Annotated in this window: 14 protein-coding genes and 1 pseudogene; 12 read left to right on the top strand and 3 right to left on the bottom strand. The window is 62.7% G+C overall.

Annotated features, from left to right (window positions below; genetic code table 11):
* A pseudogene (locus B3873_RS08245) lies at nucleotides 1-180 on the top strand (ABC transporter ATP-binding protein); the annotation flags it as partial.
* 61 nt (nucleotides 181-241) lie between these two features.
* Here the strand turns inward: B3873_RS08245 and B3873_RS08240 are convergent.
* Nucleotides 242-724 carry a tRNA (cytidine(34)-2'-O)-methyltransferase gene (locus B3873_RS08240; protein WP_039783793.1) on the bottom strand — a complete coding sequence of 161 codons (483 nt, stop codon included), beginning with the start codon at nucleotides 722-724 and terminating at the stop codon, nucleotides 242-244.
* Between the two features lie 37 nt (nucleotides 725-761).
* On the bottom strand, nucleotides 762-1613 hold the full coding sequence (locus B3873_RS08235; RefSeq protein ID WP_286865193.1) for a ComF family protein: 852 nt from the start codon (nucleotides 1611-1613) through the stop codon (nucleotides 762-764).
* Nucleotides 1614-1749: 136 nt separating this feature from the next.
* On the opposite strand from B3873_RS08235, the gene B3873_RS08230 reads away from it, so the two are divergent.
* The 8 genes from B3873_RS08230 to B3873_RS08195 all read left to right on the top strand — a co-directional run bounded on the left by B3873_RS08230 (nucleotide 1750) and on the right by B3873_RS08195 (nucleotide 8380).
* Nucleotides 1750-2694, top strand: a complete 945-nt coding sequence (locus B3873_RS08230) for a methyltransferase domain-containing protein (protein WP_286865191.1) — start codon at nucleotides 1750-1752, stop codon at nucleotides 2692-2694.
* A gap of 426 nt (nucleotides 2695-3120) precedes the next feature.
* A complete protein-coding gene (locus B3873_RS08225) occupies nucleotides 3121-3591 on the top strand; it encodes a DUF2244 domain-containing protein (protein WP_121040498.1) in 471 nt (156 codons plus the stop codon).
* A 22-nt stretch (nucleotides 3592-3613) separates the two neighbouring features.
* On the top strand, nucleotides 3614-4774 hold the full coding sequence (gene coxB, locus B3873_RS08220; RefSeq protein WP_286865190.1) for a cytochrome c oxidase subunit II: 1161 nt from the start codon (nucleotides 3614-3616) through the stop codon (nucleotides 4772-4774).
* A gap of 18 nt (nucleotides 4775-4792) precedes the next feature.
* Entirely contained in the window at nucleotides 4793-6412 is a 1620-nt protein-coding gene (ctaD, locus tag B3873_RS08215; RefSeq protein ID WP_034332709.1) for a cytochrome c oxidase subunit I, read from the top strand.
* A 49-nt stretch (nucleotides 6413-6461) separates the two neighbouring features.
* The gene (locus B3873_RS08210; RefSeq protein WP_209532642.1) at nucleotides 6462-6572 is read left to right on the top strand and encodes a cytochrome oxidase small assembly protein; all 111 of its coding nucleotides are present in this window, start codon (nucleotides 6462-6464) and stop codon (nucleotides 6570-6572) included.
* Nucleotides 6569-7141: a cytochrome c oxidase assembly protein gene (locus B3873_RS08205; RefSeq protein ID WP_039783803.1), complete on the top strand. Its 573-nt coding sequence runs from the start codon at nucleotides 6569-6571 to the stop codon at nucleotides 7139-7141. The genes B3873_RS08210 and B3873_RS08205 overlap by 4 nt, the downstream gene beginning before the upstream one ends.
* A gap of 73 nt (nucleotides 7142-7214) precedes the next feature.
* Nucleotides 7215-7391 carry a DUF2970 domain-containing protein gene (locus B3873_RS08200; RefSeq protein ID WP_166675147.1) on the top strand — a complete coding sequence of 59 codons (177 nt, stop codon included), beginning with the start codon at nucleotides 7215-7217 and terminating at the stop codon, nucleotides 7389-7391.
* A 128-nt stretch (nucleotides 7392-7519) separates the two neighbouring features.
* Nucleotides 7520-8380, top strand: a complete 861-nt coding sequence (locus B3873_RS08195) for a cytochrome c oxidase subunit 3 (protein WP_286865188.1) — start codon at nucleotides 7520-7522, stop codon at nucleotides 8378-8380.
* Between the two features lie 71 nt (nucleotides 8381-8451).
* Here the strand turns inward: B3873_RS08195 and B3873_RS08190 are convergent, their stop codons facing one another.
* Complete coding sequence (locus tag B3873_RS08190; RefSeq protein WP_006461519.1) at nucleotides 8452-8652, bottom strand: twin transmembrane helix small protein; 201 nt, start codon at nucleotides 8650-8652, stop codon at nucleotides 8452-8454.
* A gap of 108 nt (nucleotides 8653-8760) precedes the next feature.
* Between B3873_RS08190 and B3873_RS08185 the strand changes: the two genes are divergently transcribed.
* The 3 genes from B3873_RS08185 to B3873_RS08175 all read left to right on the top strand — a co-directional run.
* Nucleotides 8761-9477 (top strand): SURF1 family protein, encoded by a 717-nt coding sequence (locus B3873_RS08185; protein ID WP_286865183.1) that lies wholly within the window; start codon nucleotides 8761-8763, stop codon nucleotides 9475-9477.
* Entirely contained in the window at nucleotides 9464-10096 is a 633-nt protein-coding gene (locus tag B3873_RS08180) for an SCO family protein (protein WP_039783812.1), read from the top strand. Before B3873_RS08185 ends, B3873_RS08180 begins: the two co-directional genes overlap by 14 nt.
* Nucleotides 10097-10140: 44 nt before the next feature.
* A partial coding sequence (locus tag B3873_RS08175) for a COX15/CtaA family protein (RefSeq protein ID WP_286865180.1) occupies nucleotides 10141-10468 on the top strand: 328 nt, incomplete at its 3' end.

Here is a 10468-nt window from a genome sequence, read left to right as displayed (position 1 = left end):
ACCCACAGCATGCGCCAGGCGCTGGACTACGGCGACCGCACCGTGATGCTGCACCAGGGCCGCGTGGTGCTGGATGTCTCCGGCCCCGAACGCGCCGGGCTGGACGTGCCGGACCTGCTCAAGATGTTCGAGCAGACGCGCGGCGAGAAGCTCTCGGACGACGCCCTGCTGCTGGGCTGACCGGCGCAACCAACGAAAACGGCTCCCTCGGGAGCCGTTTTTTCATGGGTGCAGCGGGTTCTCAGCTGCCACCGTCATAGCCATTCTGCCGCCAGGCTTCATACACCACCACCGCCACCGTATTGGACAGGTTGATGCTGCGGTTGCCCGGCCGCATCGGCAGGCGGATGCGCTGTGCCGTGGGGAAGGATTCACGCCGCTCCGGTGCCAGCCCGCGCGTTTCGGAGCCGAACACGAAGGTGTCGCCCGGACGGAAGGCCAGGCCGGCAAAGGGCGTGGACCCATGCGTGGTCATGGCGAACATGCGCGCCTCATCGAACTGCGGATCCTGGCGGCGATGGGCCAGGAACTGGTCCCAGTCCTTGTGCACCTGCATGTTGGCGTATTCGTGGTAATCCAGCCCGGCGCGCCGCATCTTGGCGTCATCGAGCGGGAAGCCGAGCGGCTCCACCAGGTGCAGTTGCGCGCCGGTATTGGCGCACAGGCGGATGATGTTGCCGGTATTGGGAGGGATCTCCGGCTCGACCAGGACGACGTGGAACAAACAATTCTCCTGCTATGTAAAGGATGGCCGACCCGCTTCAGGTCGGCAGGGTGCGCGCAAAGACCAGGTTGGTCACGCGCCGGGCGCCGTGCCGCTTGAGCACGATCGCCACTTCATTCAAGGTGGCGCCGGTGGTCATGACATCGTCGACGATGCCCACATGCAGCCCGCGTACCTGATCCATGGCCGCGAAGGGCAGGGCGAAGGCCGAACGCACGTTGCGCGCGCGAGCCCCGACCGGCAGGGCCGATTGGGCCTCGGTTTCCTTCTTGCGTTCCAGCAGGCGCGGCTGCACCGGGATGTCCATCAGCTTGCCCAGCGGCCGGGCGATTTCCAGCGCCTGGTTGAAGCCACGTTCCTGCAACCGCGCCAATCCCAGCGGCACCGGAGCCAGCAAGGTCGGCATCGGCAGCTGCACGTCGCTGCCCGGCACCGGATTGCGGCGCGTGGCATCGAAGATCAATCGCGCCAGCAGCGGTGCCAGGCGCAGGTCGCCGCCGAACTTCAGGGCCAGCGCCAGCTGGTCGGACGGGGCGAAATAATCGGTGGCCACGATGGTGGCGTCGAAGGCCGGGCGGTCCTTGAGGCAGGCGCCGCAGCGCAGTTCCTTGCCGGTGACCGGCATGGGCAGGGCGCACTGGATGCAGCGGCGGTGCTGGCGCGTGTAGAAACGCTTGTGGCAGGGCGCGCAGAGAGTCTCGCGTCCGGCCGCGCCGCACAGCGCACAGGACGACGGCAGCAGTTGAGGCACATGCGCCAGCAGGCGCTGCAGCCAGCCGGGGCCGGATGGCTTGCCCGGCCGTGCCGGCTTGCCGCCGACGGCGCGATAGGCGGTGCCAGGCTTGGCCTGGGGCGATGCGGCTGCGGGTTTGGAGGATTTGAGATCCATGCGAGGTGCGCCCGGGAAAAATGGATTTCGACTAAACTACGCGCATTATCGCATCAGCCCCGTGGATCGGCGGCCCTCTGCTGGCCGCCCGAGCTTGCCACGCTGCTGCGCAGTCCATCTTCCTGTTCCGTTGCCCATGTCCCTGCCGCCGCCTTCTGCCAGCGCCAAGCTGAGCGCTCCCATCGACCTGCCCCTGGTGCGCCGCCGTTTCGGCCAGCCCCAGCGCGTGGCCGAATCCGATTTCCTGCGCCGCGAAGTCTCGGCGCGCATGCAGGAACGCCTGGCCCTGGTGAAAATCGCCCCGCGTGAAGTATTGGACGCCGGATGCGGCGAAGGGGCCGACCTGCCGGTGCTGCAGAAACGCTATCCCGAGGCGCAGGTGATCGGTCTGGACGGCGCCTACGGCATGCTGGCCAAGGCTGCCGACCACCAGCGCGGCGCGCAGACGGCCATGAACCGCCTGTTCGGCTCCATCAACAAGTGGCTCGGTTCCGGTCCGGGTGCCGGCGGGCCGGAACTGGCCTGTGCCGACTTCGCCAGCCTGCCGCTGGCGGCCAATGCGCTGGACCTGGTCTGGTCCAACCTGGCCCTGCACTGGCATCCCCAGCCCGACCGCGTGTTTGCCGAGTGGCGGCGCGTGCTGCGGGTGGAGGGCTTGCTGATGTTTTCCTGCTTCGGCCCCGATACCCTGCGCGACGTGCGCAGCGCTTTCGAACAAATCGATCTTGCACCGCACACCTTGCCCTTCGTCGACATGCACGACTTCGGCGACATGCTGGTCAATGCCGGTTTTTCCACGCCGGTGATGGACATGGAAACCATCACCGTCACCTACGAAACGCCCCAGCGCCTGCTGGAAGACGTGCGCGCCTGGGGTGGCAATCCGCTGGAATCGCGGCGCCGCAGCATGATGAGCCGCAGCCAGTACCAGCGCCTGCTGGCGGCCTTCGAGGCCATGCGCAAGCCCGACGGCAAGATCCCGCTGACCTTCGAGGTCGTCTACGGCCACGCCTTCCGTCCGGTGCCCAAGACCACTGCGGCTGGCGAGAGCATCATTCGCTTCGAACGCCCGCCGCGATAGTCGAAACTTCATATAAGGCTTAGTCGCCCAGCTCTATCTGGCCTGCCAGATAGTTGCTGTATCGTTACGCCCTGCCTGTTCCTGCCGAAGCCTTCATATCGCCGCAAAGCCGCGCCCCTGGCGGCTCTGCTGCCGCTATCCCGGCCCGCCGGACAGCCCGCAGGCGCCACCGTTGTCAATGCGGCGGTGCGTGCTTGATCCATGGCGACGTTAGCCCTTATACTCAAATGGGTAAAAAAATTCACACAAAGAAATTCCAGTACGAACGAATAGCAAGAATAAATAAAGACCGCAAAACGGATAGCCACGGATAGCGCCCCACGCAAGACGGCCCCCGGCAAGAACGGGCTGGCCCGCATCCAGTGAGCCTCCTCTGCGGTAAGAGACAGAGACACGCTCGACCGACAATCATGCTGGCGAGGTGCCATGGAGACGCGGGAATGGATATTGAAGCGCAATTGTTCGATTGCGCCACGCCAGCTGGCGTGGGTCTTCGCAGTCCTTTGTACGGTTTCACTCACGGTCGCGCTGGGCTTCACGCTGCGCGGCGCTTGGATCATCCTGGTTTTTTCATGCATTGAACTGGTGGCGGTGGGCGCGGCCATGCTGGTCTACGCCCGTCACGCCACTGATCGCGAAGTGCTGGTGCTGGCCGATCATGGCCTGGAGGTGGAAGTCATCCAGGGTAGTCGTTCGCACCGCAGCAGCTTGCAGTTGCATGGCATGCGCATCGCTTTTCCTGTGGGCCGGCAGTCGCTGGTGGCCCTGGAAAGCCGGGGGCAGCGCGTGGAAATTGGCCGGTTCATGAGCTTGTGGCAGCGGCGCGCTTTGGTGCAGGAGCTGCAACAGGAACTGGCCGCCAGGGGTGGCGGGGTGGCAGCACTCTCATTCTTATAATTTTGGGCTTTTGAGGAAATCCATGAAACTTGCGAAGCGCCTTCAATCCTTGACCCTCGGTGCCTCGCTGCTGGCGGCCGGCTTGCCGGCCTGGGCAGTGGTGGATAGTCCGGGCGGACCGGCCGTGCTGCAGATGAATTTCCAGCCGCCGGTGACCAAGATCGCCGAGCAGATCTATGACCTGCACATCCTGATGCTGATCATCTGCCTGGTCATCTTCGTGGCCGTCTTTGGCGTGATGTTCTATTCCATCATCAAGCACCGCAAGTCGGTCGGCCACAAGCCCGCCTCCTTCCACGAAAGCACGACCGTGGAAATCGCCTGGACCGTGGTGCCTTTCCTGATCGTCATCGGCATGGCCCTGCCGGCCACCAAGACGGTGGTGGCCATGAAGGACACCTCCAACGCCGACCTCACCATCAAGGTCACCGGCATGCAGTGGAAGTGGGGGTATGACTACCTCAAGGGCGATGGTGAAGGCATCTCCTTCCTCTCCAGCCTGGCCACGCCGCGCGAGCAGGTCACCGATCCGACGCTGAAGAAAAACGACAACTACCTCATCGAGGTCGACAACCCGGTGGTAGTGCCCGTCAACAAGAAGGTGCGCATCGTCACCACCGCCAATGACGTGATCCACTCCTGGACCATCCCCGCTTTCGGCGTGAAGCAGGATGCGATTCCCGGCTTCGTGCGCGATACCTGGTTCCGCGCCGAGAAGATCGGTACCTATCGCGGCCAGTGCGTGGAGTTGTGCGGCAAGGATCACGCCTTCATGCCCATCGTGGTCAACGTGGTCAGCGATGACGACTACAAGAAATGGGTCGAGGGCAAGAAGAAGGAAATGGCCGCCAAGGCCGATGATCCCAGCAAGGTCTGGACGGTGGATGAGCTGAAGCAGCGCGGCGAGAAGGTCTATGCAGCCAACTGCGTAGCCTGCCACCAGGCCAACGGCAAGGGTGTGCCGGGAGCCTTCCCGGCGCTGGACGGCAGTGCCGTGGTCAATGGCACCAAGGATGGCCAGATCCACATCCTGCTCAACGGCAAGAACGCCATGCCGGCCTGGAAGGGTGTCTTGAACGACACCGAAATCGCCGCCGTGATCACTTATACGCGCAACAGCTGGTCCAACAAGGCCCAGGAAAACATCGTGCAGCCGGCCGAAATCCTGGCCGCCCGCAAGTAATCGTTTGGAGAACCGGACATGACTACCACCGCCGATCACGCCCCCGATCATTCCCACGATCACGGGCATGGGCACGCTCACGATGACCACGCGCACGACCATCCGCACGGCTGGCGGCGCTGGCTCTTTGCCACCAACCACAAGGACATCGGTACGCTCTACCTGTGGTTCTCATTCACCATGCTGCTCTCGGGCGGCGTGCTGGCGCTGTTGATCCGGGCCGAGCTGTTCCAGCCGGGCCTGCAGTTCTTCCGTCCTGAATTCTTCAACCAGTTGACCACCATGCACGGCCTGGTGATGGTGTTCGGTGCGATCATGCCGGCCTTCGTGGGCTTCGCCAACTGGATGATCCCGCTGCAGATCGGGGCCTCCGACATGGCCTTTGCGCGCATGAACAACTTCTCGTTCTGGCTGCTGCCACCGGCCGCGCTCCTGCTGGCCGGTTCCTTCCTGGTGCCGGGCGGCGCCACCGCGGCCGGCTGGACGCTGTATGCCCCGCTGTCGACCCAGATGGGCCCCGGCATGGACATGGGCATCTTCGCCATGCACATCATGGGCGCGTCCTCGATCATGGGCTCGATCAACATCATCGTCACCATCCTCAACATGCGCGCCCCCGGCATGACGCTGATGAAGATGCCCATGTTCTGCTGGACCTGGCTCATCACCGCCTACCTGCTCATCGCCGTCATGCCCGTGCTGGCCGGTGCCATCACCATGACGCTGACCGACCGCCACTTCGGCACCTCCTTCTTCAACGCCGCCGGCGGCGGTGATCCGGTGATGTACCAGCACATCTTCTGGTTCTTCGGCCACCCCGAGGTCTACATCATGATCCTGCCGGCCTTCGGCATCGTCTCGCAGATCATCCCGGCCTTTGCGCGCAAGCCGCTGTTCGGCTATGCATCGATGGTGTATGCGACCGCCTCCATTGCGATCCTGTCCTTCATCGTCTGGGCGCACCACATGTTCACCACCGGCATGCCGGTGACCGCGCAGCTGTTCTTCATGTACGCCACCATGCTGATCGCCGTGCCGACCGGCGTGAAGATCTTCAACTGGATCGCCACCATGTGGCGCGGCTCGATGACCTTCGAGACGCCGATGCTGTTCTCGGTGGGCTTCATCTTCGTCTTCACCATGGGCGGCTTCACCGGCCTGATCCTGGCGGTGACCCCGATCGACATCCAGATGCAGGATACCTACTACGTGGTGGCGCACTTCCACTACGTGCTGGTGGCCGGATCGCTGTTCGCGCTCTTCGCCGGCTACTACTACTGGGGCCCGAAGTGGACCGGCTTCATGTACAACGAATGGCGCGGCAAGTTCCACTTCTGGGCCTCGCTGATCACCTTCAACATTACCTTCTTCCCGATGCACTTCCTGGGGCTGGCGGGCATGCCGCGCCGCTATGCGGATTACCCGGCGCAGTTCACCGACTTCAACATGATCGCCTCCATCGGCGCCTTCGGTTTCGGGCTGTCGCAGGTGTACTTCCTGTTCTTCGTGGTGATTCCCTCGATCAAGGGTGGCAAGAAAGCCGAGGCCAAGCCCTGGGAAGGTGCAGAGGGCCTGGAATGGACCGTGCCCAGCCCGGCGCCTTTCCACACCTTCGAAGAACCGCCGGTGGTGAAGTAATCGCCTGTGGATAACACAAGTCATCGCCCCTAATGCAAAGGCAACCCTCATGACCGAACGCAAGAAACCCAACAACCTGCGCACCGGCCTCCTGCTGGGGCTGGTGGCGCTGGCCTTCTTCGTCGGCATCTTCATCAACCGCATCTGGTTTGCCAAATGAGCAGAGATGACGATCAGGTAGAAGAGACGACATCACGCGGCCTGAACCGCGTGATGTTCAGGAAGCTGCTTGTGGTGGCGGTGCTGATGTTCGGCTTTGGCTATGCGCTCATCCCGGTCTATCGCAAGATCTGCGAAGTGACCGGCGTGAATTTCCTCACGCCCAAGGATGTGACGGTGGAAGCGCCGGCCAATACGCAGATCGACAAGACGCGCACCATCACCGTGGAGTTTGATGGCAATGCCCAGGGACCGTGGCGCTTCCGCCCGACGGTGGCCAGCATGCAGGTGCACCCCGGCGAGATGACGCAGGTCACCTACGAGGTGGTCAACACCCAGCCGCGCAACGTGGATGCCCAGGCCATCCCGAGCTATGCACCGCTGCAGTCGGCGGCCTTCTTCAAGAAGGTGGAGTGCTTCTGCTTCACGCAGCAGACATTGGGACCGAACCAGGCCAAGCAGATGCCGGTGGTGTTCTACATCGATCCCAAGCTGCCCAAGGAAGTGACCACGATTACGCTGTCCTATACCTTCTTCGAGATCAACGGCAAGGCCAAGACGGCGGGCTGACCAGCCCCGAGGAGCGGGTGTGAACGATGAGCTGAAACAGGCGGCGCAGCGCAAGGCCTCCTTCGGCGCGACGATGAAGGCGGTGTTCTGGTCCTTCTTCGGCGTGCGCAAGCGCAAGGATTACGAGTCGGATGCAGCACGGCTGAATCCGGTACACGTCATCATCGCCGGCATTCTCGGTGCGGTGATCTTCGTGGCCGTGCTGGTGAGCATCGTCAAGCTGGTGGTACGCAGCGCGGCAGGTGGATGAGACTGACCGAAAAAGAGCATTAAGGAAACGTAAACCCTGTATCGCAAGAGCATTCAACGCAGCTTAATGCCCATGTTTGCTGCTCTTGCCCAGGCCAGGACAATCGGATTTCGTACCGGGAGAAGAACATGAGTTCTCAACAAGCCAAGGCACCCCATTATTTCGTTCCAGGCCCGTCGCGCTGGCCGATGATGGCGGGCATTTCCATGCTCATCACCATGATCGGGGCCTCGGCCTGGGTCAATGGCGTCTCGTGGGCGCCTTACGTCAACATCCTCGGCATCCTGATGGTGCTGGTGGTGCTGTACTACTGGTTCGGGGATGCGATCCGCGAATCCGAGTCGGGCCTCTACAGCGAGCGCATCGACCTGTCCTATCGCTGGAGCATGAGCTGGTTCATCTTCTCGGAGGTGATGTTCTTCGCGGCCTTCTTCGGTGCGCTGTTCTATGCGCGCAGCATCACCATGCCGTGGCTGGCCGATCTGGACCACAAGGTGATCTGGCCCGACTTTACCGGACAATGGGGCAATATCGGCCCGGCCGGTACGGTGGAAAATTTCACCACCATGGGTCCGTTCCCGATCCCGACCATCAACACCTTGCTGCTGCTGACCTCGGGCGTGACGCTAACCATTTCGCACCACGCCATGCGCGCCGGACATCGCGCGCAGACGGCTATATGGCTGTTCCTGACCATCCTGCTGGGGGCGGTCTTCATGGGCTTCCAGGCGTATGAATACATCCACGCCTACAGCGAACTCAACCTCAAGCTCACCTCCGGCATCTACGGCTCGACCTTCTTCATGCTGACCGGCTTCCACGGCTTCCACGTGACCATGGGCGCGATCATGCTGTCGGTGGTGCTCTATCGCGTGCTGCGCGGGCACTTCACGCCTACGCATCACTTCGCCTTCGAAGGCGCGGCGTGGTACTGGCACTTCGTGGACGTGGTGTGGCTGGGCCTGTACGTGGTGGTGTACTGGCTGTAAGGCGGCACCGTCTGCACAATGACAAAGCCGCACTTCGGTGCGGCTTTTTTGTGGGGTGCGTGCGGATGAAGTCAGCGGATGCCGGTCGGCTGTATCCAGCCCAGCTTGTAGCTCAGGAGGATGAAGAGGAACAGCGCCACCGAGAAGCCGACCCGCAGCGTCAGCGCCTGGACCGTGCGATTGCTCTTGCCCTTGTCGCGCATCAGAAAGATCAGTGCCGAGGCCAGGCTGGCCAGGATCAGGATGAAGGCGATGGCGACGATGATTTTCATGAGGATGGAACCCTGTCTCCGAAGGCGTGCATGCGGTATGCTGCGACGCTGATGTGCAAGATTTTTTCTTGTCCTGTGTGCGCTTCATTGTAAGGCCAAACTTCATCAATGCCGACCCGATTCGTTTTTCGCCTCATCCCGTTTTGCGCCACGCTGGTCGTGGCTGCCGCCGGTATTGCACTGGGCCAGTGGCAGACGCATCGTGCCGAGGAGAAGCTGGCCCTGCAGCAGCGCATGCAGGCGCGGGGCAGCGAGGCTCCTCTGAGTGCGCTGCCGGTTGATGCGAGCGATGCGGAGTTTCGACAGATCCGCCTGCGCGGCCACTATCTTCCGCAGTGGACGCTATACCTGGAGAACCGCCCCTACAACGGCGTAGTCGGTTTCCATGTCCTCACGCTGTTCCAGCCCGAGGGCAGTGGACCGGCCGTGGTCGTGGCACGCGGCTGGGCCCCGCGCGATGCTGCCGATCGCACGCGCGTGCCGCAGGTGCCGCCGCCATCGGGTATCACCGAGGTGCAAGGCATCCTGCGTCGCGATGCCGGGCATGTGCTGCAACTGGGGACGGCCGATGCGCCGCGTCCGCAAGCCATCCTGCAGAATCTCGATGTGCCGGCACTGGCCAAGGCCAGCGGGGTGCCGCTTGCACCGCTGGTGATCGAGCAGCGCGGGGCGGCGGGCGATACCTTGGTGCGCGACTGGCCCGCTCCGTCATTGGGTATCGATCGTCATCGCGGCTATGCCGTGCAGTGGTATGCACTGGCGGGCATGGCTCTTCTTTTTTTCATCGTGACAGGATTCAAACGTGGTCGTCATGACAAAGCCTGAAGCTCCGCAATCCGCGCAAGCCGCATCCGTCGACGAGGCGCGCCGCCGCCGCATCGGCCGCTGGAAGATGCTGGCGGTGGTGGCCGTGTGTGCCGCACCGCTCATCGCTTCCTACCTCACCTATTACGTGATCAAGCCGCAGAGCCGCAACAACTATGGTGCGCTGATCGATCCGCGCCAGTATCCGATTCCGGATCTGGGCAGCAGTGCCATCGATGGTGGTCCGGCCAAGCTGCAGGATTACAAGGGCAAGTGGGTGATGCTGCAGGTCGATCGCGGCGACTGCGGCGAACCCTGCCAGAAGAAACTGCTGACCATGCGCCAGCTGCGGCTGATGCAAGGCAAGGAAATGGAGCGTATCGAGCGCGTGTGGCTGGTCACGGATCGCGCACCGATTGCGACCTTGCTCCTGCGCGAATTCGACGGAACCGATATCCTTCGGGTTGACGCCGGCAAATTGCAGTCCTGGTTGCCGGCCGATGCCGGCACCTCGGCCGAAGACCACATCTACCTGATCGACCCGCTGGGCAACCTGATGATGCGCTTCCCCAAGGATCCCGACCCCGGCAAGATGAAGAAGGACATTTCCAAATTGCTGCGCGCTTCCTCCATCGGCTGATGCGGATGGATCCCCTGCGCGCAGTGACGCACGTTTGACTCAAGATGAATGCAACGACGCTGATACAACTGGGCCTGACCGGGCTCGTGGTGGCCCTGATTCCGCTGGCGCTGGTGTGGCGCGCTCAGGGCGTGGCCAACAAATACCGCAAGCTGGTGTGGGTGACGCTGTTCTTTACCTTCGACCTGATCATGTTCGGGGCCTTCACGCGCCTGACCGATTCGGGCCTCGGCTGTCCGGACTGGCCGGGCTGCTACAGCCATGCCAATCCGCTGCTGGCGCATGAGCACATCAATGCCGCGCAGGAAGCCATGCCATTTGGTCCGGTGACCTGGGCCAAGGCCTGGATCGAAATGATCCACCGCTATTTCG

The sequence above is a fragment of the Herbaspirillum sp. UBA812 genome, from assembly GCF_002296545.1.
GTDB classification, from domain to species: domain Bacteria; phylum Pseudomonadota; class Gammaproteobacteria; order Burkholderiales; family Burkholderiaceae_D; genus Herbaspirillum; species Herbaspirillum huttiense.
The sequence above is the reverse complement of the archived record's forward strand: the minus strand, read 5'-3'. Positions and strand labels throughout refer to the sequence as shown.

Excerpts from the sequence above, each read along its gene's own strand:
- B3873_RS08205 (WP_039783803.1), top strand. The coding sequence starts at position 6,569 with ATGAGCAGAGATGACGATCAGGTAGAAGAGACGACATCACGCGGCCTG.
- B3873_RS08230 (WP_286865191.1), top strand. The coding sequence starts at position 1,750 with ATGTCCCTGCCGCCGCCTTCTGCCAGCGCCAAGCTGAGCGCTCCCATC.
- B3873_RS08200 (WP_166675147.1), top strand. The coding sequence starts at position 7,215 with ATGAAGGCGGTGTTCTGGTCCTTCTTCGGCGTGCGCAAGCGCAAGGAT.
- B3873_RS08225 (WP_121040498.1), top strand. The coding sequence starts at position 3,121 with ATGGAGACGCGGGAATGGATATTGAAGCGCAATTGTTCGATTGCGCCA.
- B3873_RS08180 (WP_039783812.1), top strand. The coding sequence starts at position 9,464 with ATGACAAAGCCTGAAGCTCCGCAATCCGCGCAAGCCGCATCCGTCGAC.
- B3873_RS08235 (WP_286865193.1), bottom strand. The coding sequence starts at position 1,613 with ATGGATCTCAAATCCTCCAAACCCGCAGCCGCATCGCCCCAGGCCAAG.
- ctaD (WP_034332709.1), top strand. The coding sequence starts at position 4,793 with ATGACTACCACCGCCGATCACGCCCCCGATCATTCCCACGATCACGGG.
- B3873_RS08195 (WP_286865188.1), top strand. The coding sequence starts at position 7,520 with ATGAGTTCTCAACAAGCCAAGGCACCCCATTATTTCGTTCCAGGCCCG.
- coxB (WP_286865190.1), top strand. The coding sequence starts at position 3,614 with ATGAAACTTGCGAAGCGCCTTCAATCCTTGACCCTCGGTGCCTCGCTG.
- B3873_RS08185 (WP_286865183.1), top strand. The coding sequence starts at position 8,761 with ATGCCGACCCGATTCGTTTTTCGCCTCATCCCGTTTTGCGCCACGCTG.
- B3873_RS08210 (WP_209532642.1), top strand. The coding sequence starts at position 6,462 with ATGACCGAACGCAAGAAACCCAACAACCTGCGCACCGGCCTCCTGCTG.
- B3873_RS08190 (WP_006461519.1), bottom strand. The coding sequence starts at position 8,652 with ATGAAAATCATCGTCGCCATCGCCTTCATCCTGATCCTGGCCAGCCTG.